This window comes from Leucobacter komagatae (genome assembly GCF_000834055.1).
Classification (GTDB): Bacteria; Actinomycetota; Actinomycetes; order Actinomycetales; family Microbacteriaceae; genus Leucobacter; species Leucobacter komagatae_A.
Genome location: NZ_JXSQ01000012.1, coordinates 41135 through 64824, shown reverse-complemented (window position 1 = coordinate 64824; position 23690 = coordinate 41135). Strand labels below are relative to the sequence as shown.

At 65.9% G+C, this 23690-nt stretch carries 28 protein-coding genes and 1 tRNA gene; 16 read left to right on the top strand and 13 right to left on the bottom strand.

The annotated features are described in order from the left end of the window. The first annotated feature begins 65 nt into the window (after window positions 1-65). On the top strand, window positions 66-980 hold the full coding sequence (locus SD72_RS09920) for a hypothetical protein (RefSeq protein ID WP_198141930.1): 915 nt from the start codon (window positions 66-68) through the stop codon (window positions 978-980). Window positions 981-1044: 64 nt separating this feature from the next. Here the strand turns inward: SD72_RS09920 and SD72_RS09915 are convergent, their stop codons facing one another. Continuing rightward, window positions 1045-3033 carry a M13 family metallopeptidase gene (locus tag SD72_RS09915; protein ID WP_042544332.1) on the bottom strand — a complete coding sequence of 663 codons (1989 nt, stop codon included), beginning with the start codon at window positions 3031-3033 and terminating at the stop codon, window positions 1045-1047. A gap of 93 nt (window positions 3034-3126) precedes the next feature. Between SD72_RS09915 and SD72_RS09910 the strand changes: the two genes are divergently transcribed. The 6 genes from SD72_RS09910 to SD72_RS09885 all read left to right on the top strand — a co-directional run bounded on the left by SD72_RS09910 (window position 3127) and on the right by SD72_RS09885 (window position 9545). Then, the gene (locus tag SD72_RS09910) at window positions 3127-4482 is read left to right on the top strand and encodes an MATE family efflux transporter (RefSeq protein WP_042544296.1); all 1356 of its coding nucleotides are present in this window, start codon (window positions 3127-3129) and stop codon (window positions 4480-4482) included. Window positions 4483-4543: 61 nt separating this feature from the next. Beyond that, window positions 4544-5812 (top strand): MFS transporter, encoded by a 1269-nt coding sequence (locus SD72_RS09905; RefSeq protein WP_042544295.1) that lies wholly within the window; start codon window positions 4544-4546, stop codon window positions 5810-5812. Between the two features lie 9 nt (window positions 5813-5821). After that, entirely contained in the window at window positions 5822-6514 is a 693-nt protein-coding gene (nucS, locus tag SD72_RS09900) for an endonuclease NucS (protein ID WP_042544294.1), read from the top strand. Between the two features lie 84 nt (window positions 6515-6598). Beyond that, window positions 6599-7513 (top strand): CoA transferase, encoded by a 915-nt coding sequence (locus SD72_RS09895; protein ID WP_084767098.1) that lies wholly within the window; start codon window positions 6599-6601, stop codon window positions 7511-7513. Further along, complete coding sequence (locus tag SD72_RS09890) at window positions 7510-9177, top strand: long-chain-fatty-acid--CoA ligase (RefSeq protein ID WP_042544293.1); 1668 nt, start codon at window positions 7510-7512, stop codon at window positions 9175-9177. The genes SD72_RS09895 and SD72_RS09890 overlap by 4 nt, the downstream gene beginning before the upstream one ends. A gap of 38 nt (window positions 9178-9215) precedes the next feature. Next, window positions 9216-9545 (top strand): hypothetical protein, encoded by a 330-nt coding sequence (locus tag SD72_RS09885; RefSeq protein WP_157000536.1) that lies wholly within the window; start codon window positions 9216-9218, stop codon window positions 9543-9545. Between the two features lie 147 nt (window positions 9546-9692). On the opposite strand, the gene SD72_RS09880 is transcribed toward SD72_RS09885, so the two are convergent. Continuing rightward, on the bottom strand, window positions 9693-9890 hold the full coding sequence (locus SD72_RS09880) for a hypothetical protein (protein ID WP_042544291.1): 198 nt from the start codon (window positions 9888-9890) through the stop codon (window positions 9693-9695). 154 nt (window positions 9891-10044) lie between these two features. Beyond that, window positions 10045-10617, bottom strand: a complete 573-nt coding sequence (locus SD72_RS09875; protein WP_042544290.1) for a TetR family transcriptional regulator — start codon at window positions 10615-10617, stop codon at window positions 10045-10047. Between the two features lie 70 nt (window positions 10618-10687). Between SD72_RS09875 and SD72_RS09870 the strand changes: the two genes are divergently transcribed. The 4 genes from SD72_RS09870 to SD72_RS09855 are packed head-to-tail and all read left to right on the top strand — an operon-like array spanning window position 10688 to window position 13206. Beyond that, a complete protein-coding gene (locus SD72_RS09870) occupies window positions 10688-11326 on the top strand; it encodes a biotin transporter BioY (RefSeq protein WP_042544289.1) in 639 nt (212 codons plus the stop codon). A 9-nt stretch (window positions 11327-11335) separates the two neighbouring features. Further along, window positions 11336-12112 carry an energy-coupling factor ABC transporter ATP-binding protein gene (locus tag SD72_RS09865; protein WP_042544330.1) on the top strand — a complete coding sequence of 259 codons (777 nt, stop codon included), beginning with the start codon at window positions 11336-11338 and terminating at the stop codon, window positions 12110-12112. After that, complete coding sequence (locus tag SD72_RS09860; RefSeq protein ID WP_042544288.1) at window positions 12109-12741, top strand: energy-coupling factor transporter transmembrane component T family protein; 633 nt, start codon at window positions 12109-12111, stop codon at window positions 12739-12741. The genes SD72_RS09865 and SD72_RS09860 overlap by 4 nt, the downstream gene beginning before the upstream one ends. Window positions 12742-12750: 9 nt before the next feature. Continuing rightward, window positions 12751-13206 carry an SseB family protein gene (locus SD72_RS09855; RefSeq protein ID WP_042544287.1) on the top strand — a complete coding sequence of 152 codons (456 nt, stop codon included), beginning with the start codon at window positions 12751-12753 and terminating at the stop codon, window positions 13204-13206. 110 nt (window positions 13207-13316) lie between these two features. Here SD72_RS09855 and SD72_RS09850 read toward each other — a convergent pair whose 3' ends face one another. After that, window positions 13317-13892, bottom strand: a complete 576-nt coding sequence (locus SD72_RS09850) for an HdeD family acid-resistance protein (protein WP_042544286.1) — start codon at window positions 13890-13892, stop codon at window positions 13317-13319. A 322-nt stretch (window positions 13893-14214) separates the two neighbouring features. On the opposite strand from SD72_RS09850, the gene SD72_RS09845 reads away from it, so the two are divergent. After that, window positions 14215-14667, top strand: coding sequence for a GNAT family N-acetyltransferase (locus SD72_RS09845; RefSeq protein ID WP_042544285.1), 453 nt, complete (start codon window positions 14215-14217; stop codon window positions 14665-14667). Here SD72_RS09845 and SD72_RS09840 read toward each other — a convergent pair. Then, window positions 14664-15080 carry an acyl-CoA thioesterase gene (locus SD72_RS09840; protein ID WP_042544284.1) on the bottom strand — a complete coding sequence of 139 codons (417 nt, stop codon included), beginning with the start codon at window positions 15078-15080 and terminating at the stop codon, window positions 14664-14666. The two genes, SD72_RS09845 and SD72_RS09840, sit on opposite strands and share 4 nt — an antisense overlap. Before the next feature lie 51 nt (window positions 15081-15131). On the opposite strand from SD72_RS09840, the gene SD72_RS09835 reads away from it, so the two are divergent. Then, window positions 15132-15350: an SCO4848 family membrane protein gene (locus tag SD72_RS09835; protein ID WP_042544283.1), complete on the top strand. Its 219-nt coding sequence runs from the start codon at window positions 15132-15134 to the stop codon at window positions 15348-15350. 147 nt (window positions 15351-15497) lie between these two features. On the opposite strand, the gene SD72_RS09830 is transcribed toward SD72_RS09835, so the two are convergent. Then, complete coding sequence (locus SD72_RS09830; RefSeq protein WP_042544282.1) at window positions 15498-15716, bottom strand: hypothetical protein; 219 nt, start codon at window positions 15714-15716, stop codon at window positions 15498-15500. Window positions 15717-15835: 119 nt separating this feature from the next. Between SD72_RS09830 and tagD the strand changes: the two genes are divergently transcribed. Further along, window positions 15836-16234 (top strand): glycerol-3-phosphate cytidylyltransferase, encoded by a 399-nt coding sequence (gene tagD, locus SD72_RS09825; RefSeq protein WP_042544281.1) that lies wholly within the window; start codon window positions 15836-15838, stop codon window positions 16232-16234. 76 nt (window positions 16235-16310) lie between these two features. Here the strand turns inward: tagD and SD72_RS09820 are convergent, their stop codons facing one another. The 4 genes from SD72_RS09820 to SD72_RS09805 form a co-directional block, all read right to left on the bottom strand. Next, window positions 16311-17102, bottom strand: coding sequence for an amino acid ABC transporter ATP-binding protein (locus SD72_RS09820; RefSeq protein WP_042544280.1), 792 nt, complete (start codon window positions 17100-17102; stop codon window positions 16311-16313). Further along, window positions 17099-18079: an amino acid ABC transporter permease gene (locus SD72_RS09815; RefSeq protein WP_042544279.1), complete on the bottom strand. Its 981-nt coding sequence runs from the start codon at window positions 18077-18079 to the stop codon at window positions 17099-17101. The genes SD72_RS09820 and SD72_RS09815 overlap by 4 nt, the downstream gene beginning before the upstream one ends. A gap of 82 nt (window positions 18080-18161) precedes the next feature. Beyond that, window positions 18162-19058 carry an ABC transporter substrate-binding protein gene (locus SD72_RS09810; protein ID WP_042544278.1) on the bottom strand — a complete coding sequence of 299 codons (897 nt, stop codon included), beginning with the start codon at window positions 19056-19058 and terminating at the stop codon, window positions 18162-18164. A gap of 259 nt (window positions 19059-19317) precedes the next feature. Then, window positions 19318-19402, bottom strand: a tRNA-Ser gene (locus SD72_RS09805). A gap of 291 nt (window positions 19403-19693) precedes the next feature. Here SD72_RS09805 and SD72_RS09800 point away from each other — a divergent pair. Then, window positions 19694-20332 (top strand): lipase, encoded by a 639-nt coding sequence (locus SD72_RS09800; protein ID WP_157000535.1) that lies wholly within the window; start codon window positions 19694-19696, stop codon window positions 20330-20332. Here SD72_RS09800 and SD72_RS09795 read toward each other — a convergent pair. After that, window positions 20329-21564 carry a glycosyltransferase gene (locus SD72_RS09795; protein WP_042544276.1) on the bottom strand — a complete coding sequence of 412 codons (1236 nt, stop codon included), beginning with the start codon at window positions 21562-21564 and terminating at the stop codon, window positions 20329-20331. The two genes, SD72_RS09800 and SD72_RS09795, sit on opposite strands and share 4 nt — an antisense overlap. Window positions 21565-21569: 5 nt before the next feature. Further along, window positions 21570-22754 carry a glycosyltransferase gene (locus SD72_RS09790; protein WP_052492592.1) on the bottom strand — a complete coding sequence of 395 codons (1185 nt, stop codon included), beginning with the start codon at window positions 22752-22754 and terminating at the stop codon, window positions 21570-21572. Window positions 22755-22957: 203 nt separating this feature from the next. Between SD72_RS09790 and SD72_RS09785 the strand changes: the two genes are divergently transcribed. Beyond that, window positions 22958-23329: a helix-turn-helix domain-containing protein gene (locus SD72_RS09785; RefSeq protein WP_042544274.1), complete on the top strand. Its 372-nt coding sequence runs from the start codon at window positions 22958-22960 to the stop codon at window positions 23327-23329. Between the two features lie 48 nt (window positions 23330-23377). Here SD72_RS09785 and SD72_RS09780 read toward each other — a convergent pair whose 3' ends face one another. After that, a complete protein-coding gene (locus SD72_RS09780) occupies window positions 23378-23671 on the bottom strand; it encodes a DUF4229 domain-containing protein (protein ID WP_042544273.1) in 294 nt (97 codons plus the stop codon). Between the last annotated feature and the right edge of the window lie 19 nt (window positions 23672-23690).

Below are 23690 nucleotides of genomic sequence, written 5' to 3'. Positions count from 1 at the left end.
GGACCCCGCGTCCCCCGCTAGCGAACACATGCCACACCCACAGACTCGCTGGCTAGCATGTGCCTATGACTCAGCCCCGCTACGCGCCCCGGCCGGAAGAGCCCATCATCGTGATCGATGCTGCGCAGCAGGGACCCTCCGCCCGCGGCTACCACCAGCAGCACCCGACGGTGGCGAAGGCGCTCGACGGTGTGCTCACCGTGCAGCGACCGATCGTGCTCGCGCACCTCAAGCGCATCCGCTCCCGCCACCCTGGCGCGAGCCCGCAGCAGCTCGTCGAGATGCTCGAGGGGCACTACCTCATGACCGTGATGGCAGGCGGAGCCGGGGTGGGCGCGGCAGCGGCGATTCCCGCGGTGGGCACGGCGGCGGCGCTCGCGCTCGCCGGAGCTGAGACCCTCGGCTTCATTGAGGCGACAGCCCTGTTCGCGCACGCCGTCGCAGAGGTCCACGGAATCGTGCTCACCGACCGAGACCGCACGCACGCGCTCATCCTCGCCCTCATGCTCGGGGACGAGGGTGCGACGCTGCTGCGGCAGGTCACCGGTCAGGTTGCAGGTGGGGTTGCCCGGAACACGTTCTGGAGCGAGATCGTGACGACCGCGATGCCCAAGAACCTCGTTGCGCCGGCGGTGGATCAGCTCCGCTCGATGTTCCTCAAGAAGCTCGCGAAGACCGGCACGGCATCGATGATCGGCAAGGCGATTCCGTACGGGGTTGGCGCGGTCATCGGCGGGACGGGCAACCGCGTGCTCGGCCGTCGCGTCGTGCGCTCCGCGCGGTCGGCGTTTGGGCCGGCACCGTTTGCATACCCCGAGAACCTTGCGGCGATCCCGCCGAAGGTTCCGCGGCAGGTGCGGCGCGCTGAACGCAAGCAGTTGAGCGCTGAACGCAAGCAGCTCAGCAGCGAGCGCAAACAGGTGGCAGCTGAGCGCAAACAGCTCGAACGCTTCGGCGCGGACCCGGACGCACTCGACTAGGAGCGCTCAACATTCTGGCCCGGCACGCTTGCGCGCGCCGAGCCAGAATGTCGAACGCCCAGTGCTACCAGATGCTCACGCGCTCCTCGGGGGCGAGGTAGAGCGCGTCACCCGGCTTCGTGTCGTACGCCTCGTGGAACGCTGCGAGGTTCTTGAGGATCTGGTTGCAACGGAACTCGTTCGGTGAGTGCGGGTCGATCGTCAAGAGCCGCACAACCTCTGCCGGCCGCGACTTCTGCTGCCAGGCCTGCGCCCAAGCGAGGAAGAAGCGCTCGGCGCCGGTGAGGCCGTCGATGACGGGTGACTCGGCGCCTGCGAGCGACCGCAGGTACGCCTTCCACGCGATCTCGAGGCCCGAAAGGTCGCCGATGTTCTCGCCGATCGTGAGTTCGCCATTGACGGTCTGGCCGTCAGCGCCCTCCGGCGAGAGCTCGTTGTACTGGCCGATGAGTGCGCCAGTGAGCTTCTCAAACGCCTCGCGGTCCTGCTCGGTCCACCAGTCGGTGAGCTTGCCGTCGCCGTCGTAGCGCGACCCCTGGTCGTCGAAGCCGTGGCCGATCTCGTGGCCGATGACGGCGCCGATCGCGCCGAAGTTCGTCGCAGCATCCCAGGTTGCGTCGAAGAACGGGGGCTGCAGGATCGCCGCGGGGAACACGATCTCGTTCATGCCGGGGTTGTAGTACGCGTTGACGGTCTGCGGCGTCATGAACCATTCGTTTTGGTCGATGGGCTTGCCGATCTTGCCGAACTCGCGCTGGAACTCGTACTCGGCGACGCGGCGCGAGTTGCCGACAAGGTCGCTCGAGTCTGCGGCGAGCGCAGCGTAGTCGCGCCACTGCACGGGGTAGCCGATCTTCGGCGTGAACTTACCGAGCTTCTCGAGTGCGCGCTCGCGCGTGCCCTCACCCATCCACGAGAGCTCCTTGATGGAGTCGCTGTAGGCGCCGATGAGGTGGCCGACGAGCTCGTCCATTGCGGCCTTCGAGTTCTCGTCGAAGTGGCGCTCGACGTAGATGCGGCCGACGGCCTCGCCCATCGCACCCTCGACGAAGGAGACGCCGCGGCGCCACCGCTCGCGCTGCTCGGTCGCCCCGGTGAGCGCGGTGCCGTAGAAGTCGAAGTTTGCGCGCGACATTTCCTGCGTGAGGAGCGCGGCGGAGGATCGCACGATCGACCAGGCGAGCCACGCCTGCCATGCCTCGAGTTCGTCCTCGACGAGCAGGGAAGCGAGACCGGCGAGCGCGTCTGGCTGCGCGGCGACGACCTCGGCGAACGCGGCCTCCGGAGCGCCCATCGCGGCGATGTACGCGCTCCAGTCGAGCTCGGGGGTGATTTCCTGCAGCCCAGCGAAGTCGCGCAGGTTGTAGAGCTTCTGGATGTCACGGCTCGCGACCGTGTCCCAGTGGCTCGCCGCGATGCGCGTCTCAAGGTCGAACGCGAGGCCCGCGAGGCGCTCGGCGTCGCCGGGGGTCTCGGATCCGACGCCCGCGAGGGTGAGCATGCGCGCGATGTGCGCGCGGTACTGCTCGCGGATCTCGGCAAACTGGTCCTCGCGGTAGTAGGACTCGTCTGGCAGGCCGATGCCGCCCTGCATCACGAAGAGGATGTAGCGCGCCGGGTCGCCTGGGTCGTTGTCAATGAACATGCCGTAGAAGCCGCCGAGGCCCTGGCGCTCGAGCTCCGCCGTGAGGCGCACGAGTTCGGGGATCGAGGGCACGGCGAGGGCGCGCTCAAGGTCGGCACGGATCGGCTCGGCGCCGAGCGAGTCGATGCGCTCGGTGTCCATGAAGCTCGTGTACAGCGCGGCGACCTTGTCGGCCTCCGCGTCTGCGCCGCCCTCGATGAGGCCGGGGGCAGGCGAATCGGTTCCCGTGATGATGTCGCGCACCGCCTCTTCGGCGTTCTCCGCGAGAACGGCGAAGGATCCGTAACGGGCCTTGTCGGCTGGGATCTCGGTGCGGTCGATCCACTTTCCGTTCATGTGCCGAAACAGATCGTCCTGTGGGCGCACCGACGCGTCGAGTTCGGTGAGGTCAATACCGGAGTTGCTCATGTCCACAGCCTAGCTGCGGGTGATCGGGGTGCCCAGGGCGTTCACTCTCAGCGATCCTCACGGCTCTGTCGCGGTACGGGTAGCCTGTAGCCCATGGTGGGGGAAGTTGCCGGGGCCGGCCCTTGGCGCGACAGTCGCAGGGCTATCGATCGGCGGATCGCTGCGCTCGCGATTCCCGCGCTCGGCGCGCTCATCGTCGAGCCGCTGCTCCTCACCCTCGACGCGATCTTCATCGGCCACCTCGGGGCCGCTCCCCTCGCTGGGCTGGCGATCGCGAGCGCTATCCTGCAGACCGCTGTTGGCCTCATGATCTTCCTCGCGTATTCCACGACCCCGATGGTTGCGCGCAGGCGCGGGGCTGGGGATGTGCGCGGCGCCGTCCAGGCAGGCATCGACGGGTTCTGGCTTGCGCTCGGCATTGGCGTCGTCGTTGGCGGTGCGCTGTGGCTACTCAGCGCCCCGCTGGTGCGCGCGTTCGGTGCGAGCGCTGAGACGACAGCGCAGGCGCTCGCCTACCTCACGGTGTCATGCCTCGGTATCCCGGCGATGCTCCTCGTGTTCGCCGCCACCGGCCTGCTCCGCGGCCTCCAAGACACGCGCACACCGCTCTATGTAGCGACGATCGGGTTCTCCGCGAACGCGCTGCTCAATTGGTGGTTCATTTACGGCCTTGGGTGGGGCATCGCTGGGAGCGCGTGGGGCACGGTGGCCGCGCAGTGGGGCATGGTGCTCGTCTACGTCGTCGTCGTTGCGCGGCACGCGAGGCAGGCACGCGCGAGCTGGCTGCCACAGCGCGACGGCCTGTCGCGGGCGGGGCGCTCAGGTGGCTGGCTCTTCATCCGCACGCTCGGACTCAGGGCCGCGTTCCTCGCAACGGTTTTCGCTGCGACGAGCCACGGCACGGAGGCGACTGCGGCATATCAGGTGGTGTTCACCATTTTCTCGACAGCGGCGTTCGCGCTCGATGCGCTCGCGATCGCGGCGCAGGCGCTCATCGGTGACGCGCTCGGTTCCCGCAACGCTGCGCAGGCGCGTCGTGTGGTTGCCCGAACGATCTTCTGGGGGCTCGCCTCCGGTGCGGCGATCGGGGCGGTGCTCGCGCTCGGCAGTCCCATCATTGGCATGGCATTCACGAGTGACGCCGGCGTACTCGCGATCCTTCCACCCGCCCTCATTGTGCTCGGGGCGTCACTGCCACTCGGTGGCCTCGTATTCGTGCTCGACGGTGTGCTTATGGGCGCGGGTGACGCGCGGTATCTCGCGTGGACGAGCATGCTGAACCTCGCCGTGTACCTGCCTGTGCTGTGGTTGGCGACGCGTCTGGTGCCGACCGGAACGGCTGCGCTGGTCGCGATCGTCGCAAGTTTCATGATCGTGTTCATGCTCGCGCGCGCAACCACGCTCGGGTTGCGCACCCGCGGCGGAAAATGGATCGTGCTCGGAGCGTAACGCGGCCGTAGAATGGTGGAGTTCAGCCGCCGCGCGGTCACCTTGTTTCGTCAGGAGTTCTGTGGCCGCAAAGGATTCTCAGATCACGCCTTCGGGGTGGACGTTTGGCGTACTCATCGTCTTCACGATGTTCGGGTTCGGGTTCGGCAATTGGCTTGCCCGCATCCCTGCCGTGCGTGACCATCTCGGCGCCAGCACGCTGCAGATGAGCATCATCGGTCTCGTGCTCGCGACCGGGTCGGTCATCGGGCTCGTCATTGCCGGTCGCACGGTCACGTGGCTTGGCCCGCGGCGAACGATCTACTACGGCGCCCTCGGCCAGGCGCTCTTCATGCCGCTCGGCGCGACGCTGCTGTGGTTTGGTTTCGCGGCCCCCGGCATGCTCGCACTCGCGGTCTTTGGTTTCTTTTTCAGCACGAGCGACGTGGCGATGAACGTCAGTGGGGCCGCGGCGGAGCGTGCGCTTGGGAAGCCGCGCATGCCACTGCTCCACGGCGGTTACAGCCTCGGCGGGGTGAGCGCCATGGGTGTCGGTGCGCTCGCGGAAACGTTCAAGGTTCCGGTGCCCATCCACCTCGGGATCGTCTTCGCGGTCATCGTCGTTGGCATCCTCTTCGCAATCCAGCGGATCCCGCGGGTGGAGCCTGCGGCCCCGGCAGGCGAGCCGCTCGTCGTGACCACGAACACTGGCCCGATCCAGTTGCTGGCCACCCCCGCGGTGGAGGCGGTGAAGCAGCGACCCGCGAGCTACAACCCGTGGCGCGACCCACGCATCATTGTGATTGGCCTGCTCGCGATGAGCATGGGGCTGACGGAGGGAACAGCGACCGACTGGCTCCCGCTCGCCCTCGCAGATCACCGGGGCTTCTCGAACCCGGCAGCTGCGCTCGCGCTCGGCGTGTTCTTCGTCGCGATGCTGTCGACGCGAGCCGCGGGAAGTTGGTTGCTTGGCCGGTTCGGCAGGGTCTGGATTCTTCGTGCGAGTGCGGTCGTCGCTGGCAGCAGCATCGTGCTGTTGAACGTTGTCCCCTTCCCGTGGGCGTCGTACGTTTTCGCCGCGCTGTGGGGCATCGGCAGCGCGCTCGGCTTCCCGATCGGGGTGTCTGCCGCAGCCGACGACCCGGAGAAAGCCGTGCGCGGTGTCGCTACTGTCTCCGCCATCACCTACGCAGCGTTCCTCGTCGGCCCCATGGCGATCGGGTTCCTTGGCGAACACTTCGGACTCCTCAGGGCGTTCCTCCCAATCGCGGTGTTCCTCATCTTCGTGATCTTCGCTGCGGGCGCGGCACGCGAGCCAGGGCGCAAGGCGGGAAGCGGCGCAACCGGCTAAACTGGCACGGTGCGTATCGTGGTTGCTGACTGTTCCGTTGACTATGCGGGTCGTCTCTCGGCGCACCTGCCGCGCGCCAAGCGCGTGCTCATGCTGAAGGGCGACGGGAGTATCCTCGTCCACTCAGACGGTGGCTCATACAAGCCGCTGAACTGGATGAGCCCGCCATGCTCCCACGAGACACTCGAACTCGACGACGAGGTGCGCGAGGCCGGCATCGTCGAACAGTGGCAGGTCACGCACAAGAAGACCGCAGACAAGCTCATCGTGTCGCTGTTTGAGATCATCCACGACTCCTCACACGACCTTGGTGTGGATCCTGGCCTGATCAAGGACGGCGTCGAAGCGCACCTGCAGGAGCTCCTCGCGGAGCAGATCGATCTACTCGGCGACGGCCATTCGCTCGTGCGCCGCGAGTACATGACGGCGATCGGCCCCGTCGACATCCTCGCGCGCGACGCGAGCGGCGCCTCGGTCGCTGTTGAGATCAAACGCCGCGGCGGCATCGACGGCGTCGAGCAGCTCACTCGCTACCTTGAGCTCATGAACCGCGACCCGAAACTTTCCCCCGTGCAGGGCGTCTTCGCGGCGCAGGAGATCAAGCCGCAGGCGCGAACCCTCGCGGAGGATCGCGGGATCCGCTGCCTCGTGCTCGATTACGACGCGATGCGCGGAATGGAAGACAAGAACACCCTGTTCTAGCCGCCGCGCTTGGCAGCGCATCGCATCACCCCTCACGCAACACAGCGAGTCGCTGTACAGTTGTAGTGAAACAGGGAGACGCAGGTGTCACACACGTTGCCACTTCACGGAGTTCGGGTCACATCGCTGGCGTTGAACGTGCCAGGGCCGATCGGCGTTGCTCGGCTCGCGGCGCTCGGCGCATCGGTCGTGAAGATCGAGCCACCAACAGGCGACCCGCTCGCGATGGTCGCGCCAGCCTGGTACGAGGAGCTCTGTGCGGGGCAACTCGTACGTCGGTTGAACCTCAAGGACCCAACGGATCACGCTGCGTTCGAGGAGGAGCTCGCGAGCGCGGACATACTCGTCACCTCGCTGCGTCCCTCCGCCGCGCGCAGGCTCGGCCTCACGGGAATCGCTCACAGCTTCCCCAAGCTCTCCGTCGTTGAGATCGTCGGCTCATCAGGGGAGCGAGCAGAGGCCCCAGGCCACGACCTCACCTACCAGGCCGAGCACGGGCTCCTCACACCGCCCGCGCTGCCACAGGCACTCATCGCCGACCTCCTCGCCGCGGAGCGCACGGTGTCCGCCGCCCTGCTCGCGATCCTTACCCAAAAGCGAACAGGGCGCGGCGACCACCAGCGCGTGGTGATCGAAGCTGCCGCCGCCGACGCCGGTGCACCCGGTCGCTTCGGCCTCACAACTCCGGATGGCGTGCTTGGCGGTGGCGATCCGGCCTACGGCATCTACGAAACCGCGGACGGCCACGTCGCGCTCGCCGCCCTCGAACCACACTTCCGCAGACGACTCGCCGCCATGGTCGGCGGATCCTCACGCGAAGCGCTCACAACCGCGTTCCGCTCAAAGCCGACCGAAGCGTGGCTACGGCGAGCCGAAAGTGCCGATGTGCCGCTCGCGCGCGTGCATCCAACCGCGGGAGCAGCCGCGCAGCGTGTCCCCCACCCCCAGACCCCACTCCCAGACCCCGCACTGAGTCAACGTTTCGAGGAGGAATCATGACCGCTCAGTTTGTTACCGGATTGCCATCGACCATTGGGGACAGCTACCAACTCAACACGAGCACGATCATCCGCCACGCAGCGCGCACCTACCCCGAGCAGGAGATCATCTTCCGCACTCCGACAGGAGGGTGGGAGAGTTACACCTACGGGGAGGCGTACGCCAGGGCGCAGCGGATCGCGAACGCGCTCGGCGGTCTCGGCGTCGCCCCCGGCGACGTTGTCGGGATCCTCGACTGGAACAGCAAGCGTCACTTTGAGCTGTATTGGGCGATCCCAGGAACCGCCGCGGTGATGCTCCAGATGAACCTGCGACTCGCACCGCAGGATCTCGGCTACGTTGTGGCGCACAGCGGCGCCTCCGTCATCCTCGTCGACGAAACCCTTATTCCCGTCGCCGAAGCGCTCGCCGCGCAGTCCACGGGCGTGCGCGAGTGGGTCATCATGTCTGACAGGCCGATGTCTGAGATCTCCACCAGCCTCCCCGGTGCGCGGCACTTTGAGGACCTCGTCGCAGCGGCGGACCCCGAGTTTGCGTGGCCCGTCATTGATGAGCGTTCCGCGTACAGCGCCTGTTACACGACGGGCACGACTGGCAGACCGAAAGGCGTGTTTTACTCGCACCGCAGCATCTACCTCCACACGATGACGACCGCTGCCGCGCTGGGGATGGGCCCTGACGACACCGTGATGCCGGTGACGCCGATGTTCCACTGCCAAAGCTGGGGGTTTCCGCAGGCGGCCGTCTTGAGCGCGGCCCGACTCGTGCTTCCCGGGCGCTACCAGGCGGAGGATCTACCTGCGCTCGTCGACAAACTCATCGAGGAGGGGGTGACGGTAGCGAACGGCGCTCCGGCGATCTTCCAGCCGATGCTCGGCTACATGAAGACCCTCACGGCGCCGCCAGATCTCTCCGGAGCTCGCCTCATCTCGGGTTCGACGGAGCCGGCACTCTCGCTCATGCGCGAGTTTGCAGAGACCACGGGTGCCGAGGTGATCCACGCGTACGGTGCGACCGAGACATCACCGTTTGTGAGCGTCAACATGGGAATGAAACCCGCGATGCGTGGGACGCTCTCCGAGGAGGAGCAGTGGGACCTTAAGCGCCGTCAGGGCCTTCCGATCGTCGGCGTCGACATTCGCGTAGTCGACGCCGAGGGCAACGACGTCCCGCGCGACGGGAAGACCGTCGGGGAGGTTCTGCTTCGCGGCCCGTGGATCGCCGACCGGTATCACGACCAAGACGACGATTCCGAGCACTTCTTCGACGGCTACTGGCGCAGCGGCGATGTGGGAAGCCTCGACGAGCACGGGTACCTGAAACTCACGGACCGCCTCAAAGACGTTATCAAGAGTGGGGGCGAGTGGATCTCCTCCATCGACATGGAGAACGCCATCGTCGGAATGGATCGCGTTGCTGACGCCGCCGTGATCAGCGTGCCCCACCCGAAGTGGGAGGAGCGCCCGCTCGCCCTGGTCGTCACGACCGACGGGGAGCCGATTTCCGTAGCCGAGGTGCACGCTGCGCTCGCAGGAGCATTCGCCAAGTGGCAGCTTCCCGATCTGGTCATTCACGTGAGCCAGCTCCCGCGCACCGGGGTCGGCAAGCTCGACAAGAAGGTCTTGCGCAACGAGCACGAGGGCGCGTACGCGCAGGCGGAGTGATGATGTCGCGCCAGGACGACCATCGGTACTATCAAGCTATGAGCCCGGAGCAGCCACAGCGCGTTGTGTATCAGCAGCCTGTCCCCCCGCCGAGCAACGGGATGGCGGTCACGTCGCTTGTGTTCGGCATCATCGCTGGCCTCGTCGGCGTATGGGCCCCATTTCCCGTCATCGGGATCGTCGCGTCGTTCGTCGCTTTCCTGCCGGCGCTGTTCGCAATCATTTTCGGGCATGCCGGTCTCCAGCGGGCGAAGCGGGGCGGCGCAGGCAAGGGAAAGGCGATAGGCGGGCTCATCCTCGGCTATGTAACGATCGCCCTCATCGTGGCCGCGACGCTCGGCTGGGGTGCGCTCATCGCCTTCGGCTAGCACCGCGGACCGGCCCGACTGGGTTGGCTTGCCAGCGCGACCGCACCCGGAACGCTGACTGCGGTGCGGCGCGCGACAACAAACGCCTGGCGCCCCAATGCCTTACCGGATTGGGGCGCCAGGCGTTTGGCTACTCGAGGTGCGGGGTCAGTTCCCGCGCAGCTCGTCCTTTACTTCGTTTCTGGCCTTCACGGCGTCGCGTTCGGCCTCGGCGCGCTTCACGTCGCCCTCGGCCTGCAGCTCGTCGACCTTGTCCTTCGCGCGATCAACCGTGTCCTCGACGGCGTCGCCGACTTGCTTCGCTGCTCGAGCCGCATCGTCCTTTGCATCTTCAAGAAAACCCATGGCTTTTCCCCCTTCGTTTCCTGTTTGCTGAGCTTCCAGTGTTTCGCGGAGACCTGTGAACCTAGGGCGGAACTCTGTGCAATTCTCAGCCCGTTTCCAGACCGGCGGGGCTATTCACACGCGCGCCGTGCACGCGCTCATGGCGGCGCCCCGACTAGCGCAAGGTCGCCGACAGCCCGGCAAGGATGATGCTGATTCCGCGCCCGAACGAGGCATCGAGGTCACTCGCCGTGCCTTCACCCGCTGCGCCCGTGAGCCCCGGGCCTACCCCGCCCTGTCCGGCGGCCACTGCGCCGGGGAGCAGAGCGCCAAACTCGGCCGCCTGGCGATGCGTCTGGGTTGCCTGAGCGTGACCGAACGTGAACAGCAGCAGGGTGCGCGCACCATCGGCACCCACGAGTTCCGCCAGCCGCTCCTCGATAGCCGACGAGCCGAGCCGAAACGCCTCAGCCGTCGCGACGACGTCGGCCCCGTCGCGCACGCCGAGCATCGCGTCTCGCAGCTCGGTGCAGAGCTGGCGCGGATCCGCCTCGCCAAGACCGACGCTCCCGACGATCTCGTCAGCCATGAGCGCGAGCAAGCTCTGCTTGTTCGGGACGTGGTGGTAGAGCGCACTCGGCTGCACGTCGAGCTCGGCCGCGACGCGGCGCATCGAGCACGACTCAAGCCCCTGGGCGGCGAGCACACGCAGCGCTGCGGCGACGACGTCAGCTCTGGTGTTGCGCATTGCACCACTCTATCGCTAACCTGAACACCGTTCACCAGAACACCGTTCAGGTTCAATCTTTGGAGTCACAATGACCGCCGCACCCAGCACCGCCCGCAAACGCCGGAGCACAGCGACCGATCTCGCACTGATCGCGAGCTTCGCAGCGCTCATCGCCGTATGTGCGCTCCTCCCAGCGATCCCCATCGGCGTCGTGCCCATCACGCTGCAGACCTTCGCCGTGATCCTCGCTGGCGCCGTCCTCGGCGCGACACGCGGCACGCTCGCTGTGCTGCTCTGGCTCGCAGTGGGCGCGATCGGCCTGCCGGTCTTCAGTGCCGGCCAGGCGGGCCTCGCCCCATTCGCTGGACCGAGCGTCGGCTACCTGATCTCATTCCCGTTCGCCGCGTTGCTCACCGGCTGGATCGTTGAACGACTCCCACGCAAGCGCGTCGCGACGAGCGTCCCACTGATCCTCCTTGCAGGCATCGCAGCTTCGCTCCTCGTGACCTACCCGCTCGGTGCGCTTGGGATGGCGTGGCGCGCTGACCTCTCGCTCGGACAGGCCTTCCTGTTTGGCCTCTCGTTCATCCCTGGCGACATCCTCAAGAACGTCCTTATGGCGATCGTCGCCACCTCTGTACACCGGGCCTTTCCCGCGCTGCTTCCCACGCGCGGTAGAGGCGCTTCAGTCTCGACTGCCGCCCCAAGTACCCCGGCTTCCGCGTAGGATCGCGTGGTGATCTCGTTCAACCAGGCTGCGGTCGTCGCCCACGACGGCGCGACGATCCTGCACCCCGTATCGTTGACCCTCACCGAACAACGCGTCTCGGTGATTGGCGCGAACGGCTCAGGGAAGTCGACCCTCGCGCGCCTCATCAACGGCCTCGTCGAGCCGAGCTCTGGCAGCGTGAGCATCCTGCCGCCGCAGCTCCGAGAAGGGGTGGCAGCGGCAGGCAGCGCAGCGGCAGCCGATGGAACAGACCGCCACGGCGCAACCTCGGCCACCGCACCAGCGCTCGACACGGTCGCCGACGGGCCAGCGGTGCGCCGCGCTGTCGGCTTCGTGTTCACCGACCCGGCGGCGCAGCTCATCATGCCAACGGTCATCGAAGACGTCGAGCTCTCCCTCCGCCGCTCGCACAAGCACGCGGGAGACCGACGCGCTGCAGCGCTCACTGCGCTCGCACGTTTTGGGCTCGATGGCTTCGCCGAACGAAGCGTGCACGCGCTCTCTGGAGGGCAACAGCAGTTGCTCGCGATCGCCACGGTTCTCGCTACCAACCCACGGATCCTCGTCACCGACGAGCCAACGACGCTGCTCGACCTGCGCAACACGAGCGTTATCGCCGATCTGCTGCTGTCACTGCCGCAGCAGGTGGTCATCGTGACGCACAACCTCGAACTCGCCGCGCGCGCTGACCGCACGCTCGTCGTCTCCGATGGCCACGTCGTCTTCGACGGCGAACCGCACGCCGCGATTGCCCACTACCGCGCGAGCGTGGCCGCAGCATGACCGGCAACGGCGCCCCAGCAGCACTCGGAGCCTACGTCACGCAGACTGGCCCGCTGCACGCACTCCGGCCTGGCGCAAAACTCCTCGGCCTCTTCGCCTTCGCGATCGCCGTGCTCACCGTGAGCGGCTGGGTGAGTGCGGTGGTCGCGCTCTCGATCGGTGTCGCGCTCGCACTGCTTGCCGGCTTACGCGGCCGCGACTTTTGGCGCGTCGCACGCACCTTCGCCCTCATCGGCGTGCCCCTATTCGCATTTCAGACGTGGAACGCCGGCTGGGAGCGCGGCGTCGAGGTGATCGCGGACCTCCTCGCGCTCATCTTCGCCGCGAGCGCGGTCACCGCGAGCACCCGCGCGAGCGACATGCTTGAGACGATTTCCTTTGCGCTGCGCCCTCTCGAACGATTCGGGGTCGACACCGAGCGGATCGCGCTGACGTTCTCACTCGCGATCCGGATGATCCCCGCCGTTCAGGAGCTTGCGAGCGACACCCTGCTTGCGGCTCGCGCACGCGGGCTCGAGCGCAGCCCCCGAGCCAGGACGGTCCCCCTCGTGATCCGCACCGTCTCGCAGGCCCAGCTCACTGGCCAGGCACTCGCAGCTCGCGGCATCGGCGACGAACAGGCCCCCTAGGCTAGACGTATGGCCGAAACTCACGAGATCCCCGAGGGCGTTGACGAGAACTACGAGAACGTTGAAGCTCGGGCTGCGCTGCTCGCATTCACCGCTACCCCGGACTACGAGCACCTCGCGGCGTTCCTGAACGCGCTGCGGGAGGGCTACCTTGTCGTCGACATCACGGGTACGTCGTCGCGCAAGCGTGGGCCGCGCGTGCGCACGATCCGCTCGACGAAGGGGCAGCTCGTCCTCCCCATCTTCACCTCGATGGGTGAACTGCGCGCCATCGCGCCTGCGGCGCGCGGCGAGGAACTGAAGGGGGCGATCATGCCAGCGCGCTCCGCCCTGGCGCTCATTACGGCGGACCGCTTCGTCGCCGCTGAGTTCGACAAGGCGTCTGCGGCGCTCGTCTGCCTGCGCAAGTTCGTCTTGCTCGCCGTTGAGGATGAAGCGATCACTGCGGAATCGCTGCAGGCCTGATTCGCGCATGTCGGCAGGCGCCGCCGGTTGAACGCCACACACGCAACCGCCCGGCGCGCCTCTCACGAGGGCACCGGGCGGTTGCGTGTAGCTGTGTGTGTGGCGCGGAACTACTTGCCGACGCGGAACGCCCTGACAACCTGCACGACGCCGAGCACGACCATCGAAATACCGAGCAGCCACCAGAGCGTCACCGCTCCCATCATCGGCGAGAGCAGCAGCACGACGCCAGCGACGAGCGAGATGATGCCGTAGATGATGCTCCAGACCTTGCTGTCGGACTGCGCCGCAGTCGCGAAGGCGAGTACGCCCTCGAAGATCCAGAGGATACCGACCATGATCGAGAACATGAGGGCGGTGACGACCCCGGCGAACACGAGGTTCGACATGATGATGACGCCGCCAACAACGTAGAGGACACCGAGCAAGATGTGCCCAACGCGCGACCAGCCGCCAACGCCGCGCGCAAAGATCGCGGTGCCAACGTAGACGATGCCCGTGACGATTGCGTAGATCCCGATGAGCGCGGCGATGATCGTGAGTGTCACGCCAGCAGAAGCCTTCGGCGCGAAGATCACGAAGAGGCCGAGCACGATAGCGATCAAGCCGCCGACGCCGAACAGAACTCTTGCTCCGTCGGTCGCGCGGGACTCAACCGTGCGTTCCGGTGTATCAGTTACAGACATGATTCGGTGCTCCTATCAGGATTTATATTGCCCCCAGTGAGAGAGTTTCTCTCAGCATCTCACCTTTCGGGGCGAAAGTAATGCATTTTCTCGCCATTGCTGGGGCCAAAAGCCTGTCGGCCCGAACCTATCTTGCGGCCACGCACCGGTGATCGCGCCCGTCACTGCGCTGCTCTTCGCGCCGCACAGGTCCGCCGCGCGCCGCGTCTGACGCCTCCTTCGTCGCCCCGCCCCGGCGGGTAGGGTTGTGACAGCATGGGCCAGGTCGACCCGCATCGTTGCGTGAATCGTGCCATGCGCGGACAAGAACAGGAGCAGTTCAATGAGCGCACTCACTTTGCGAGCGATCACCCCCGGAGACCGCGAGTCTTGGGAGACGAGCTTCCGCGGCTACCGTGACTTCTATGGGATGCCGCACGACGAGACGGTCATCGAGACTGTCTGGGGGTGGCTCAACGACCCGGAGCACGAGACACGTGGCATCGCCGCTGTGCTGGGCGGGAAGCCCGTGGGCATCGCGCACTTTCGCACCTTTTCTCGCCCGCTCGCGGGGAGCACGGGACTATACCTGGACGATCTGTTCACGAATCCCGAGGCCCGCGGGCAGGGCGTTGCAACAGCGCTCCTATCCCACCTCGGCGGGATCGCGCAGGCCGAGGGAGCGTCGGTCGTGCGCTGGATCACCGCGGAGTCAAACACCGCCGCACGCAGCATCTACGATCGCGTCGCCGCAGCGACGCCGTGGGTGACGTACGACCTCACCCCGGGCGCCTAGCGCACCGCTGCCGCGACGTCCCGAATGCGCTCCGTCCCTGGGGTGGGCGCAGTCATGCCGTGCTCGGCAGGCTTGCCGTCGCGATCAACAGCAACAAACACCAGCGTGTCGAGCCTGAGCACGTCCTGTCCCGTCACCGCGTTCTCCACGCGGCAGCTGAGCGTCACCGACGTGCGCCCGAATGCGACCACGCGGTACTCGAGCTCGAGCAGGTCGCCGCGGCCAGCGCGCGAAACAAAGTCGATGGCAGACATGTGCCTCGTCACGATGTCGATCGTTCCCAGCTGGGTGACCGCGACAATCGCGGCCTCCTCATCGACCCACTGCAGCAGCCTGCCGCCGAACAGTGCGTCGTGCTGGTTCAGATCTTCTGGCTTAACCCACTTGCGCACCAGGTGCCGATACTCACTCATAGGACAAGCCTAGGTGAGCACTAGGTGCGAACCCGGCCATAGACTGAGAGCATGGTCGTCTTCGCCGGTGTGCTCCTTCTGCTCAACGCTGTCTACAACGTCATCGTGTGGCCACGATTTTGGACACGCGTAGCGAAGGATCCGCGCGCCCGTGACGAGCAGGGCCGCGCAACCCGCTTCCTGACCGTGCACGCCGTGCTCATCTCGTTCGCTCTCCTGCTTGCCGCGGTCTCAGCGGTCGCGGGCATCATCGTGCTCACGCGCGGCTAGCGACAGCCCAACGCTGGCCGAGCGCCACCAGGCTGCGCGGTGTTCCAGCGGCGTCTCGGCGGCGTCTCGGCGGCGTCTCGGCGGCGTCTCGGCGGCGCTTGAGCCTGCCGGCCAACGCCAAGCGGGCGCGGCCGGCCAGGCTCGGCGTTACTCTGTGCCCGAACGCTCCGCGGCATCCTCGCCGTCAGTGCCCTCGGATGATCCGTCCTCCGACTCAGCCGAGTCCTCTTCCTCATCGCGGCCAGACGCGATGTGCGTCGCTGGCCCAAGATGAGATGCTCCACCCTCGCCAACCCAGCCATCACCTGGCGTGCGGGCAGGATCCGAGTTGTGATCCGGCATTGCCTTCTTCGTTTCTTCGGCCATTCCCGCTCCCCTTTCAACAGTGAAACATGTGCCACAGAGTCTACGCACGATTGCTCCGCACAGCCAGGGCATCTGCATGAACACGACAGGAACACAGAGCCTGCTAATAGGATGGCGGAATGAAGCGGATCCTCACCTACGGCACCTTTGACCTCCTCCACTGGGGTCACATCCGGCTCCTCAAGCGCGCAAAGAGCCTCGGCGACTACCTCGTGGTTGCCGCCTCGACCGAGGAATTCAACGCGGGCAAGGGCAAGAAGACCTACCACGACTTCGAAACACGCAAGAACATGCTCGAGGCCGTGCGCTACGTTGACCTCGTCATCCCCGAAGACTCGTGGGAGCAGAAGATTGACGACGTGAAGAAGTACCAGATCGACACGGTCGTGATGGGCGGCGACTGGGAGGGCGACGAGCGCTTCGAGATCCTCACCCCGTACTGCGACGTCGTCTACCTCGACCGCACCGAGGGCGTCTCAACCACGAAGATCAAACGCGATCTTGGCGTGAACTCCTAGTTCACCGACCCAAAAGCCCCACTCGCCGCCAGTGCATCTGGCCGGTGAGTGGGGCTTTCGCGTCGCCTGCGCGACCCTAGAGCACCTTTGAGAGGAACGCCTTCGTGCGCTCCCGCTGCGGGTTGGTGAGCACCTCAACCGGATCCCCGGCTTCGACAACGACCCCGCCGTCCATGAAGACGAGCTTGTCGGCGACCTGCTTCGCGAACCCCATCTCGTGCGTCACGACGATCATCGTCATGCCGCTCTCCGCGAGACCCTGCATCACGTCGAGCACCTCGCCGACGAGCTCCGGATCGAGCGCGCTCGTCGGCTCGTCGAACAGCATGAGCTTGGGATCCATCGCCAGCGCGCGGGCAATCGCGACGCGCTGCTGCTGCCCGCCAGACAGGTGAGCTGGATAGTAGTCGTGCCGGTCGGCGAGGCCAACGCGAGCCAGCAGTTCCATGGCCCTGGACTGCAGCGCGGCCTTCGAGCCCTTCTTCAGGAGCGTCGGGGCCATCGCTACGTTTTCGAGCGCCGTCATGTGCGGGAACAGGTTGAAGCGCTGAAACACCATGCCGATATCTCGCCGCTGCACTGCGGCTTCCTTCGGGTGCATCTCGTAGAGCTTGTCGCCCACCTGGCGGTACCCAACGAGCTTGCCGTCCACCGACAGCCTGCCTGCGTTGATCGTCTCAAGGTGGTTGATGCAGCGCAGGAACGTTGATTTGCCCGAGCCCGAGGGCCCGACCAAGCACAGCACCTCGCCCCGCTGCACCTCGAGCGAGATCGATTTCAGCACCTCGTTCGAGCCGAACGACTTCGAAATAGCCTCGGCCTTCACCATTGGGGTGTCGGCCGGAGCCTGAGTCTCTGTGTGGTTCATCGTCCGCCTCCTGCGCCTGGGCCTGCCGGTCCGCCGTGCTCCGGCAGGTCGCCGACGACACCTATTGTTTGCGTCTCAACGGTTGGCTTCTGCACGTCAGTGCGCGCGTCGACGCCCTTCGCGAAGTGCCGCTCGAGATAGTACTGACCCACCATGAGAATCGACGTCACCACGAGATACCAGATCGAGGCCACGATGAGCATGGGCACCGGCTGGTAGGTCACACCGGCAATATCGCGTGACCGCGTGAACAGCTCGCCGATAAAGGGGACCGCAGCGACCAGCGACGTTGTTTTCAGCATCGAGATGACTTCGTTGCCTGTCGGCGGAATGATGACCCGCATCGCCTGCGGCAGCACGACACGCGTCATGGTGTGCCACCAGCCAAGGCCGAGGGCAGTTGCCGCCTCGTCCTGGCCCTTGTCGACCGCGAGCAAGCCCGCACGCACGATCTCTGCCATGTACGCAGCCTCGTTGAGCGCAAGCCCGATGACCGCGAGCGTGAAGTAGGAGAGGAAGTCTTTCGTCGTCAGCGTGACAAAGGCTTCAGTGAACGGAATGCCGATCGTGATGGTCTTGTAGACAACGGTGATGAGCCCCCAGAACGTGAGCTGCACGTAGACGGGAGTGCCTCGGAAGATCCACAGGTAGACCCACGACACCGACTTGACGACGGGGTTCGGGGACTGCCGCATGACCGCGAGGAGCACACCGAGCAGGATCGCGATGACCATCGAATAGAGCGTGAGCTGCAGGGTGTAGCCAATGGCGGTAATAATCCGCTGATCGAAGAGGTACTTTCCGACCTCTGGCCAGTTGTAAACGGGCCTGTTGAACGCTGAGTCGTAGATGAATACGGCCGCGAGGACCACGATGACCACGGCGGCGAGCATGCGCCAGGGGTGGCGTCGCTTGATCGCGATGAGCTCCTCCGGTCGAGCGTGTTCTTCGTCGGCATCACCAACTGAGTGAGACATATGTTTGCTTCCTGATAGGCGCGTATGGGACGGCACAGGGGCGGCAGGACTGATGTCCAGCCGCCCCTGGTCGAGCGAGCGGCTAGTTCTTTGCCGCGTTAATGGTTGCCTCAGTGATCGCACCCGACTCGAAGCCGGCATCAGTGAGGATCTTCAGGTAGGTGCCATCGTCCATGAGCGACTGCAGTGCCGCCTGGACGGCCTTCGTCATCTCGCTGTCCTTCTGCGTCGCGAAACCATACGGGGCTGCGTCGAACATGTCGCCGACGACGTGGAGCTGGTCGCCGAGCTTGTCGACGGCGTCGATCGTGACGGGCAGATCAGCTGAGAAAGCGTCGGCCATGCCGTTCACCACCGCGTTCGTCACCTCCGGCTGGCCTTCGAATGGCAGGATCTCGATGCCGGGCTTGCCTGCGTCCTTGCACTCCTGATCGCGGCGCGGCATCTCGTCGAGGTGCTGCACCGTTCCGGTCTGCACCGCAACAGTGAGGCCGCAGGCGTCGTCCGGGTCGATTTCGGCGTCGCTCGGCGCTGCCCACTGGCTGCCTGCGTTGAGGAAGTTTACGAAGTCGACCGACTTCTGCCGCTCGAGGGTGTCCGTGAACGAGGAGGAGCCGAGGTTGACGACGCCTTCCTGGATGCGCGGGATAATGCTGTCGAAGCCGAGAATCTCCCACTCTGGCGTCAGGCCGAGCTTCGCGGAGACGGCCTCTGCGAGTTCAACACCCCAGCCAATGGGCTCACCCTTATCGTTCTTGTATTCGTTGGGCGGGTATTCCGCGTCGGTGCCAATGACGACGACGCCTGCGCTCTTAATGTCCTCCGGAAGGAGCGCAACAGCTGCCTCGTCCGGCTTGATCGTCGCTGACGCGTCGGCCTTGACTCCGTCAGTACCTTCTTCGGCCGCATTGTTTGCGCAGCCTGCGAGCGTGAGTGCCGCAACTGCGGCAAGGGCGGGGAGTGCGTAGCGAATCTTCATCGATTCCTCCTAATTGAGGGAAGTGTGTTCAGTCTTGAAACCTCGAAGCCGAGTGTAGCGAGCCACGGAGCTTCGCATGAAAACAGAGTACCTATCCCGCTCCATACACCGCCTGGATCGGGCCACTTTGTTGCCGAACTGTGTCTGGAAACGGTCTGGCACCTAGGGATTGCCTACGAACGCGGCCGAGTGGGCAAGATTATGGCAACACAAAGCCCCCCACCGGGAGTGCATCTCGGTGAGGGGCTGTGTCTATACGCGGAGGATGGGGGATTTGAACCCCCGAGGGCGTGAACCCAACACGCGTTCCAGGCGTGCGCCATAGGCCGCTAGGCGAATCCTCCTTGTTTTCCGGGCGAACCCGGCCAACGCAGACAAGTCTAGCGTGTTCGCGGACCGCCGCGCGCCACCGGCCTGCTCAGCGGCCGCTCCTGCAGGCTTGGCGGCCACGAGACCGCCGCCCAAAGATCACGAGGGCGTATTCCGTTGACCGCCGGAATTGCGCACCGCCCTGCCAAGCCCCTGGTCAACCTGTGAAAACGGGCCTGAGCTTGAATGTAACGGAATCGTAACGCATACTGGAAAGGTTGCAGGCCCACCGGTTTCGCAATCCTCAACGTTTTTGGAGTCCCTGAGTGCCATCACCCGCAAAGCCCTTTGTGGTCACGCTTGTAGCCGCTGTGACCTTCGCACTGGGAGTAGCGCCAGCAGGCGCGGTCGAGACCGCAAACGCAACGGCAGCCGCGACAACCCCGACCGTTGCACTCACTACGCAGGCGCTCAGCACCCAGGCCGGTACCGCACCGCTCGCCCCGATCAGCACCGTCCTCGCTGACGGCGAGAGCAGCACCGTAAGCGCAGTGCACGGTTTCGACGTTGACGCTGCGATCGCCGCGGCAACTGCCGAACTCGGCACCAGCCGCGCGACCGGCTGGGGAGCTGCAGGCGAGTGCATCGTCTCAGCACAGCGCTGGATCCGCGCCGGAGGCGGTTCATGGACCGGCGGCGGGGACCCAGTATCCAACTACGTTGGCGCCCTGCGCCTCGCCCCAACCGAGGCACAAGCGGGCGACGTTATTCAGTACGAGCACCTCCAGTTCCCCACTTCGTGGGTGTCGGGTGTACACACCGTCCTCGTCACGGGCGTGAACGACGACGGCACCTACCGGATCATCGAGTCCAACAACCCGACGGGCTCCGGCTACGTGCAGGAAGACACCTCGTGGGTCCCAGCACCGCCGGCCGGCTTCCAGGCCGTAGCCTGGCGCTTCTAAGCTTCGAGCACCCGCTCGTAGCTGCGCACGAGCGCAGCAGTCTGGGTTGACTGCAAGAGCCGCCGCCCAGCGCTTTCAGGGACGCGAAGCTCCCCTGGCCGCTCGCTGAGCTCTGCAACCGCCTGGCTCAGCGCCGCAGCAAGCGCCGCGACGCTCGCATCCTCCGCGAGCCAGCACGGCTCAACCGCAAGGTCTTTCGAGATGTTCGCGTCACAGAAGACCGTCGGGGTGCCGAGCGCGGCAGCCTCATAGGGCGTCAGCCCTTGCGTTTCGAACCCGATCGAGGTCTGCACGAGCGCGTCAGCGTCGCGCATCGCCAGGAGTGCCGCCTCGTACGGGACCGGGCCGGCAACGCGCACCCGATCCTGCAATCCGAGCGCCTCAATCCGCCGCTCGACGCGGGCAAGCAGCAACCCGGCCCCGTGGAGCGTGACATCCGCATCCACGCGCGACTCACCCAGCGCGTCAATAAACTCGAGCACCCGCTTCTCGCCGCTCATCCGGCCAAGCCACACGAGCCGCGGCCGCACACGCTCGCTCCGCGGCACCTGTCGAACAGACTCGATGAGCTCGTCGTCGACGCCGCCCTGTGTCACCGCGACGGCTGGCGCGACGCCGTGCCGCTCAAGCGTGCGCGCAAAGTGGCCCGACGGCGCGGTGACGAGTGCGGCGCCAGCCGTGAGTTCGGCAAGGTAGCGCCAGGCGCCGCCATCCGCTGCGGCGACCCGGCCACGTAGTGCTGCTGGCACCCGCCCGACGCTCAGCCGCCGCCAGATCCGCAGCGAGGCGAACGCGATCGACGCGAACGGCGTCACCGCCCTTGTTCCCTCGTCCACGTTGTTGTGCATGGTGAACACGACGGGCACTCCCAGTCTGCGTGCGGCCCGGAGTCCGATCATCGCACCCCAAAAGTCCCCCTGAACATGCACCAGGTCGACCGCCGCGGCACCTGCCTGCTCCCTGGCAGCAAGCGCAAGGTCAAGCGCGCGGTCGCTCCGCCACCCCGGCCACGAGATCCCGTACTCGCGATCTCGCGTGATCGGCATCGACGGAAGGTCGATATACGCGGCCCGGTCTGACGCTCCCGGCTCATAGCCCCTGCGGTGTAGCGCGGGGGCGGCGATGCTCACCGTGTGGCCGGCGCGTTCAAGGAACCGCCGCTGCAACCGCAGCGCGACCTGGACGCCACCGAGCGACTCAGGGTGCTGGTCGGTGACGATAAGAATGTGCATGGCGCCTACGCCACTGGCGTGCCCCGGTACAGGGACTCAAAGGTGTCAAGGGTGCGGTCAATGTCGTGAGACTGCACGGCTTCGAGCGAGGCGTGCTGCATCCGCTCGTACTCCTCCGGCTGCGCGGTCAGCACGTGCGTGACGGCCTCGGCAAGCTCGCGGTCGTTCCCGGGCTGGAACAGGTAGCCGTTCTCGCCGTGCTGCACGAGGTGCGGCAGCGCCATCGCATCAGCCGCGACGATCGGCAGCCCTGAGGCCATGGCCTCCATCGTCGCGATGGACTGGAGCTCAGCGATCGAGGCGATGACGAACACCGACGCGTCCGTCAGATAGCCGCGGAGGGCCTCGTCGCTCACGCGCCCGGTGAAGTGGACGCGGTCGGTCAGCCCGAGCTCGGCAACAAGCTTCTCGAGGTTCTTGCGCTGATCACCGTCACCGACGATCGTGAAGCTCGCGTTGAGCGCTGGATCGAGGCGCAGGAGCGCGCGGATAATCACGTCGATTTCCTTCTCGAGCGTTACCCGACCGACGAAGACGAGCTTGTGCTGCTCGCGTGGCCCAACAACCGCGGTGTAGTCGCTCGCACGCAACCCACAGCTCACCGGCAGCACCCCCCGCCGATACGTGTTGCGCTCGAGGAAGTCGGCCGCCCTGCGGGTCGGGGTCGTGATCGCAGCTGCTCGGCGGAGCACGCGGTCGGCGTCCCGCCAACCCCACCGCACGAACAGACGCTTTGCCCGCTCGGGCAACAGCGTGAAGTCGAACACGTTTTCTGGCATCACGTGGTTCGTTGCAACGACGCGGATCCCGCGCTTTGCGCCCTCGTGTGCGAGCGCACGCCCGATCACGATGTGCGACTGGATGTGGATCACGTCTGGCCGCACCTGGTCGAGCACCTTGCGCGCGTAGTGCCTCGCGCGCCAGGGCAGCACGAACCGCAGCCAGTCGTGCGGGTACCACCGCCAGCTCGGGAGCCTGTACACCGTCATCTGCTCACCCTCGATGGTCTCGAGAAACGCCCCGCCGAGGCGGTGCTTCTTCGAGGGCGCGGCAACGTGAACCTCGTGCCCGCGCCGAACGAGTCCGGCGGCAAGCCGCTCCGCGAAGCGGGCGGCGCCGTTCACGTCAGGGGCAAATGTGTCGCAACCGATGAGGATGCGGATGGGGGCGCTGTCGGGGTGTGATGTCACGGTGTGCAGTCGTCCTTAAACACATAGGGGGTGGCGAACAAACTCAAGTGTATTCTGCCGCTCCCGTGAGCTCCCGGAGCATCGCCGCCGCGAATTCCCGCGGGTGAGCCACGGTCGGCAATCAGGCGGTTTGCTACCTGGTGTTCCGCGGCCTCCCGCTCTGCAATCTGGCGCTTCCCACCCCAACCCGAGACCCTAGAACGATGCCCCGTTTTCACTCATCAGCAGCCCGTGTTATCGGAGACCGTGTTCGCAGCGCACGAAGGGCGCAGGGGATATCCATGGACGATCTCAGTGACCTCAGCGAGGTCAGTCTCACCAGTGTCGGCAAGATCGAGCGCGGAACACAGAGCCCATCGGCCGAGACGCTCGTGCGCATTGCAACTGCGCTCGACATCGATCCAGGGTCGCTCATCAGCGGGCTCCTAGCCGACGATTACGGGCAGCGTTCGCACCTGTTCACCGCACGCGACTTCATTCGTGAGCAGCAAGCGCGTGAGCGTGCCGCACGCGAGCAGCGCCTCAGCGGGCAGCCACCACAGGCAGACCGCACGCCAGAGGACTTGGCTGGCTAACGCCGCCTCACAGCGGCCGCCGAACAGCGGCCCGCCACGCCCGCCGGGTTACTGCGCGCTCTGCTCGCCGTCAATCGCTGCGTCCTCTTCGACGTCGTCCGCCGTGCGGTCACGGTTGCGCCACGCGTACACGCTCTCTGACGCCTCTTCGCGTGGCTTCGAGAGCAGCAGGATCGACAGCGAAACGCCGATGAGGGCAGCAAGGATGGCGGCAATGACACCCGACATCTTCATAGTGAAGCCGAGCGCAAGGCCGAGGGCATACAGCCCAGCGAAGGGCACGACAAAAAACAGCAGGCGCAGCACAATGTACGTGGTCCAGGCTTTGCGATGTTCACTCACAGCGGTGAGTCTACCTACG